This is a genomic window from Humibacter antri (genome assembly GCF_054777235.1).
On sequence record NZ_BAAHAW010000044.1, the window covers coordinates 1 to 5,275 of the forward strand.

At 65.3% G+C, this 5,275-nt stretch carries 7 protein-coding genes; 3 read left to right on the forward strand and 4 right to left on the reverse strand.

Annotation, left to right across the window (positions count from 1 at the left end; translation table 11 throughout):
- Positions 1-26: 26 nt before the first annotated feature.
- Genes ACYVDK_RS16760 through ACYVDK_RS16770 form a run of 3 tightly spaced genes read right to left on the reverse strand, consistent with a single transcriptional unit; the run spans position 27 to position 1,637 of the window.
- A complete protein-coding gene (locus tag ACYVDK_RS16760; RefSeq protein WP_460523847.1) occupies positions 27-554 on the reverse strand; it encodes an HAD family hydrolase in 528 nt (175 codons plus the stop codon).
- 4 nt (positions 555-558) lie between these two features.
- Positions 559-1,377 carry a DUF2071 domain-containing protein gene (locus tag ACYVDK_RS16765; RefSeq protein WP_460523849.1) on the reverse strand — a complete coding sequence of 273 codons (819 nt, stop codon included), beginning with the start codon at positions 1,375-1,377 and terminating at the stop codon, positions 559-561.
- Positions 1,293-1,637 carry a metalloregulator ArsR/SmtB family transcription factor gene (locus tag ACYVDK_RS16770; RefSeq protein ID WP_460523851.1) on the reverse strand — a complete coding sequence of 115 codons (345 nt, stop codon included), beginning with the start codon at positions 1,635-1,637 and terminating at the stop codon, positions 1,293-1,295. The genes ACYVDK_RS16765 and ACYVDK_RS16770 overlap by 85 nt, the downstream gene beginning before the upstream one ends.
- 66 nt (positions 1,638-1,703) lie before the next feature.
- Between ACYVDK_RS16770 and ACYVDK_RS16775 the strand changes: the two genes are divergently transcribed.
- Positions 1,704-2,621, forward strand: coding sequence for a Rossmann-fold NAD(P)-binding domain-containing protein (locus ACYVDK_RS16775; protein WP_460523853.1), 918 nt, complete (start codon positions 1,704-1,706; stop codon positions 2,619-2,621).
- A gap of 459 nt (positions 2,622-3,080) precedes the next feature.
- On the opposite strand, the gene ACYVDK_RS16780 is transcribed toward ACYVDK_RS16775, so the two are convergent.
- Positions 3,081-3,371: an AbrB/MazE/SpoVT family DNA-binding domain-containing protein gene (locus tag ACYVDK_RS16780; RefSeq protein WP_460523855.1), complete on the reverse strand. Its 291-nt coding sequence runs from the start codon at positions 3,369-3,371 to the stop codon at positions 3,081-3,083.
- 208 nt (positions 3,372-3,579) lie between these two features.
- Here ACYVDK_RS16780 and ACYVDK_RS16785 point away from each other — a divergent pair, with 208 nt between their 5' ends.
- The gene (locus ACYVDK_RS16785) at positions 3,580-4,185 is read left to right on the forward strand and encodes an RNA polymerase sigma factor (RefSeq protein ID WP_460523857.1); all 606 of its coding nucleotides are present in this window, start codon (positions 3,580-3,582) and stop codon (positions 4,183-4,185) included.
- Positions 4,160-5,113, forward strand: coding sequence for a hypothetical protein (locus ACYVDK_RS16790; RefSeq protein ID WP_460523859.1), 954 nt, complete (start codon positions 4,160-4,162; stop codon positions 5,111-5,113). The genes ACYVDK_RS16785 and ACYVDK_RS16790 overlap by 26 nt, the downstream gene beginning before the upstream one ends.
- Positions 5,114-5,275: the final 162 nt, after the last annotated feature.

A 5,275-nucleotide genomic window follows, 5' to 3' on the forward strand; every position in this document is an offset into this window, starting at 1 on the left:
TCCCTGATCAGATAGGCATTCTCCGTTTAACTCGCCGACCTCAACTCACCACCCATCGGTGGATCCGGGTGAAAGGCCCGCTGGTCAGGCTTGGCGAAGCCGATGGTCGCAGAGTTGAAGATCTCGTCGAAATGGGCGTCGAGCCCGAGCTCCGCCGCTTCTGCCGGGATGGTGTCAGTCCCATTGGTGAGGATCGCGGTCCGCAGCCCGAGCGCTCGAAGTTCGTCCGCAAGACTGAGCACTGCCCGGTCGGCGCGAAAGGGCTGGCGCCCCCACTCCGCCGCGGCATCCGGGTTTCCCACGTGCTCGGCGATCCGCGCTACCCAATCACGCCGGGAAAGCCGTCCCGTAGTGACTTGTTCGATCAGCGGGCTGCTGAACGCGAAACGCTCAATCGCGCCCGCCGCGACCCCGTGCCTCACCTCAATACGTCGGACATTGCTCGGATCGAAGTGGCGCACCACACCGTCAAGGTCGAAGAGCGCAACATCGATCACGGATCCATTTTGCCGAACACCATGAGGGCCGCCCGATGACGGATCCTTTGCGGACATGCGTCTACGCGTGGGCTGGGAGTGGTGCGCCTCGGTTGAGGCCGGCAGTGGGCGGGATGTTCAAGACGAGGGGCAGATTGCGCATGATCACGACGCTGTCGAGCTCCGCTGCGTTGCGGGGGAGCGAGTCGAAGAACGACGAGCGGATCTCGTTGATGTGGCCCGGTTGGACGGCCCACGCATCTGAGGTGAGTTCGATGGGTTCGGCGCTGCGGCCGTCGCGGCGCGGGGACCAGCCGATCGCGCCGTTGCGATAGAAATCCGATGCGGCTTGGACGGTCGGGAACAGCGAGCTTGACCATTCCTGGCTCAGCTCAACATCGGCCAGGGCGCATGTGTCGCGGGCGTTCATTTCGACTCGGAAGTGCGTCGCGGTCTCCTTGAGTTCGAAGCGGGCGTGTTTCTGTACTCCGGGGAACAACCGCCCTCCGGCCAGGACGGGAAGCAGTGACGAGCTGTGCCGTTCGAAGATGTAAACGCCGGATCGAGTTCGCTCACCCTCGTCCCATTCCACGGCAATTCGGTGGGCGGCATTCTCGGTCCGGATTCCGATGGACGGTGCCACCCATCCCGGGCGAACGGAGTGCAGCCCGAGGACGCAGAATCCACCGACCGCCCGACCCTCGACCAGGTGCGGGCGGAAGGGCTGCGGCAGAAGCCGCGCCGCAACGGTCGGATCGACCGCGTAGCTGATCAGAAGCCGACGTCGAAGCTGGGCTTTGAGGGAGCCGAACGCACTCATGCTGTCGCCTCCGTCGGGCGGCCCCGACGAGAGGAGGTAGAGCGTTTGCGGACCTCGCGCAGGACGATCTGCTCCGGGCATACCGTCGAGAGGAAGTCGCCGACAGACAGTGCCAGTCGGTCGCCGACAAGGGAGTAAAGGATGCGGTTGGCGTCGCGTCGCTCGGTGACCAGGCCCGCCTGCCGCAGCACGCTCAAATGCCGCGAGATGGTCGGGCCGGTCGCCTTGAATCGCGCGGCAATCGCCCCGGCTGCCATCTCGCCGTCCTTCAGGTCTTGCAGGATCTGCCGCCTGGTCGGGTGGGCGAGAGCGGCGAATACATCGGTCGCAGCATCCGTCATATTCGCAATCTAGCATCAATGCTAAATACAGTCTAGCTTCGTTGCTAAGAAGCGAAGGGCAAGGGCATGCGGATTGCGATCACAGGCGGCACAGGATTCGTCGGGAGTCATCTCGCCGAGCGACTCGACCCCGCAGACACTGTGCGCATCTCCCGCCGCAATGGCGTCGCGATCGACGATGTAGATGCTTTGGCGGCGGCGTTCGTCGGCTGCGAAGCCATCGCCCACTGCGCGGGCATCAATCGCGAGATTGGCACGCAGACTTTCCGACGCGTGCACATCGAGGGCACTCGCGCGGTGATCGAGGCAGCCCGCCGGGCGGGCGTGAAGCGGCTCGTCATGGTCAGTTTTCTGCGTGCGCGACCTGCGTGCGGCTCGGCCTACCACGAAAGCAAGTGGGCCGCTGAAGAGCTCGTCCGGCACTCCGGGCTCGAGTACAACGTCTTGAAGTTCGGGATGATCTACGGCCTCGGTGACCACCTGATCAACCACGTGACCCGCTCCGTGCGCACCGTGCCGATATTTGCGACCGTCGGTTTCCAGGAGAAGACAATCCGGCCCGTCCCCGTCGCCGACGCAGTCGACGTTCTGCTCGCAGCCATACACGGGCGCCTGTCCCAGATGACCATCGCGGTCGTCGGCGCCGAAGAACTCACCCTCAGCGAAGCCGTACGCCGGATCTCTCACCTTGCTGGCATTGCACCCGTGATCATTCCCACACCGGTTTGGGCCATCCGCGTACTCGCTCAACTGACCGAATGGACGATGGTCGTCCCACTCCTAGCCAAAGCGCAAGCACGAATGCTCGCCGAAGGCGTCAACGAGCCCGCACCCTACGCACCCGAGCCGCCGAAAGACCTCCGCCCCTCTCGACCGTTCGACGACGAAACGATCAGCGCCGCGCTACCCGACGGCCGCTTCGGACTCGCCGATCTGCGCTTTGCCCAACGATGGTCCCCCCGACGAGCCATCGCCGCGGAGTAGCAACAAGGCGCATCCAAGTCCGGTTCGAGCTCAACCGCGCAATGGTGCGCAAGGGGATCCCTGTCCGTGCATCCCAAGCGACTGATGGATCTGAGCGCACGTTGAGGGATCGTCGTGCGTTTCGCGTGTTGCATTGCGGGTGCGACACGCCGGGTTACGGCCGGTTGAAGATGTCGTGAGTGCCGATGCGACGCCACTGGACGTGCGGCTCGCCGGTAATCACCTCGGGGCCGTATGTGAAGGTCGCGCGCCCGTCGGGTGCCCAGCTGAGCTCCCACACGCCGCTGGCTCCCTGGACGCGTTTGACACGCAATCCGGGGCGAGGGAGTCGCCTCTCGCGTAGGTCCTCGACCAGCTGGGCGACAGCAGTGGCGAAGCGCCGTCGATTCTCAGGCGTCAGCGACTTCAGATCGCGCTCAAAGGATGCGCCGGTCTCGAAGGTCGGGGTCACGGCCCGGCTTACTGCTCGAGCGTCGCGAGGAACTCCTCGCCAGAGCGGTAGACGCGGGTACGACCCTCGGCGTAGTCGCGGGACGCCTCCGTCTCGCGCCCCTGCCACTCGTCGGTCCAGAACCATGCTTGATCGGCGGCGATCGTCTTCAGCCCCCGCACGTAGACGCGCCCGCTCTCCTCCTCGACGTCGAACTCAAGTTCGTCCCCCGAGGCGATGTGCAGGCGCTGCCGCACGGCGTTGGGCAGGGTGATCTGGCCGCGGTCGCGGAGGGAAGTACGGGCAATCGTCTCGGACATGCTCTGATTATCGCACTTTCGCACAATCCGCGCAGGAGTGCCGCCGCGTCACAGCACCCGAGCACGACCCCCGACCGGGACGATCCGCCCGATGAGGGATCGATCAACGTGTTGCCGTTCCGGCACGGCCGCGGCACCGGATCTCGGGGAGCGCTGCTCGGCATGATGTTTTCGTGAACCAGTTCCGCGCGTCCGTGCAATAGACCATATGAGCACGGATGCTGACATCATCTGCCGTTCCGTCGACGAGCCGAAGGCGTTCGCGGAGCTGTTCGATCTGCACGCCCGTGCGGTGGCGGCGTTCGCCACGCGGCGGGTGGGTACGGATGCAGCGCAAGACGTGCTCAGTGAGACGATGCTCGTCGCTTTTCGACGCCGGGCGGACTTCGACGCCTCATGGGATTCAGCCCGGCCATGGCTGTTGGGTATCGCCTCCCGGATCGTGAAGAGGCACAGGGCGCAGGAAGCTGCACAATGGCGGGCTTTCCAGGCGTCGGTGTCCCGAGGCGACCACACCAGCGATGGGCAGATCGACGCGGCCTCGGCACGGACGGACGCCACTGCCGCTCTCCGGGCGTTGGTGCCGCGCATTGCGGCGTTGTCGGCGCGAGACCGCGAGACCTTGCTGCTGTATGCGTGGGGTGATCTCACCTATGAAGAGGTCGCGCTCGCTCTCGGTGTGCCGGTCGGGACGGTGCGCTCTCGGCTGAACCGGGTGCGCAGAAAGCTCGCGCCGCCGGGCACGCGTGCGGCGGTACGGCTGACGTGGATGGCGAAGGAGGAGACGGATGGACATCTTGGAACGGGTGCGTGAGATAGGGCAGGACGTCCCCTCCATCACGGATGTGGAGTTGGAGGAGGCGCGGCAGAAGTTGCTGCACGAGACCGCTCGAAAGCAGCTGACCGGTGTGCGGAGGCCGGTTCGTCGGCGCGTGATCGGAGGATCCGTCGTGGTGGCGGGGCTGGCGGCGGCTGCGCTTGTTGCGGGGCTGGTCCTGGCCCCGCCGCACCCCGAGCCGGCGGCCGCTGCCGTGCTCCGACAGGCCGCGAACGTGACGATCAACGCCGTGGACACCACGCTAACCAACGGCCAGTACCTGCGGGTCACGGATACGACTACCTATTCGGGCGACCCGGATCCGGAGGCCGGGGGCGGGACCGGTCGTGCGCCCGGTAGTTCGTTGCTTGTGCTCTACGTTCCAGCTGACCGCGCAAAGGACTGGTTCCTTCAGCTGGGTCCCGACTCGCGAGGGTTCGGGAAGGTTGAGCGGCTGTTAGGCGGTGATGACGGAGCCCTGACGCCGGAACAACGCGCCAGAGGCAAGTTCACAACATCCATCGACACGTGGCGCCCCTTCTACGCGGAGATGCCGCGGGATCCGAAGGAACTGCTGAACTGGTTTCTCGCGCGCGGTGAAAAGAGTCAGGGGTACGACTGGGTGATGAGCATGTTCAGCGACCCACTCACGACCGCTCTGATGCCTCCTGACCTGCGTGCGGCGGCCTTCCGCGCCCTCGCACTGATCCCTGGCATCAACGTCGTGTCCAGCGACGGATCGATCGTGACCCTACAACGTGCCGACACCACCCACGCCAGGGTGAAGACGATCGTCGTCGACACCTCCACCGGATTCATCCGCTCGTATACCGCCGAGAGTCACGACGTGCCGGGCACAGTGCTAACGGACACTCAGAGCATCTCAATGTCCGTCGTCGACCACGCGCCCACGCCCACGTCATAGACCACGAGCTACCCGGCTGACTTTGTCAACCCGGCCGCACTCCCAAGGTCCGCCCACCGCGGTACGGCATCTACCCAAGCATCGCGCGTTGAGGGATCCTTCTCTAATTGTGTGTTGGCTGGCCTGGGGCTGGCTGGCAGGCTGGCATCGGTCCGGCTGGTG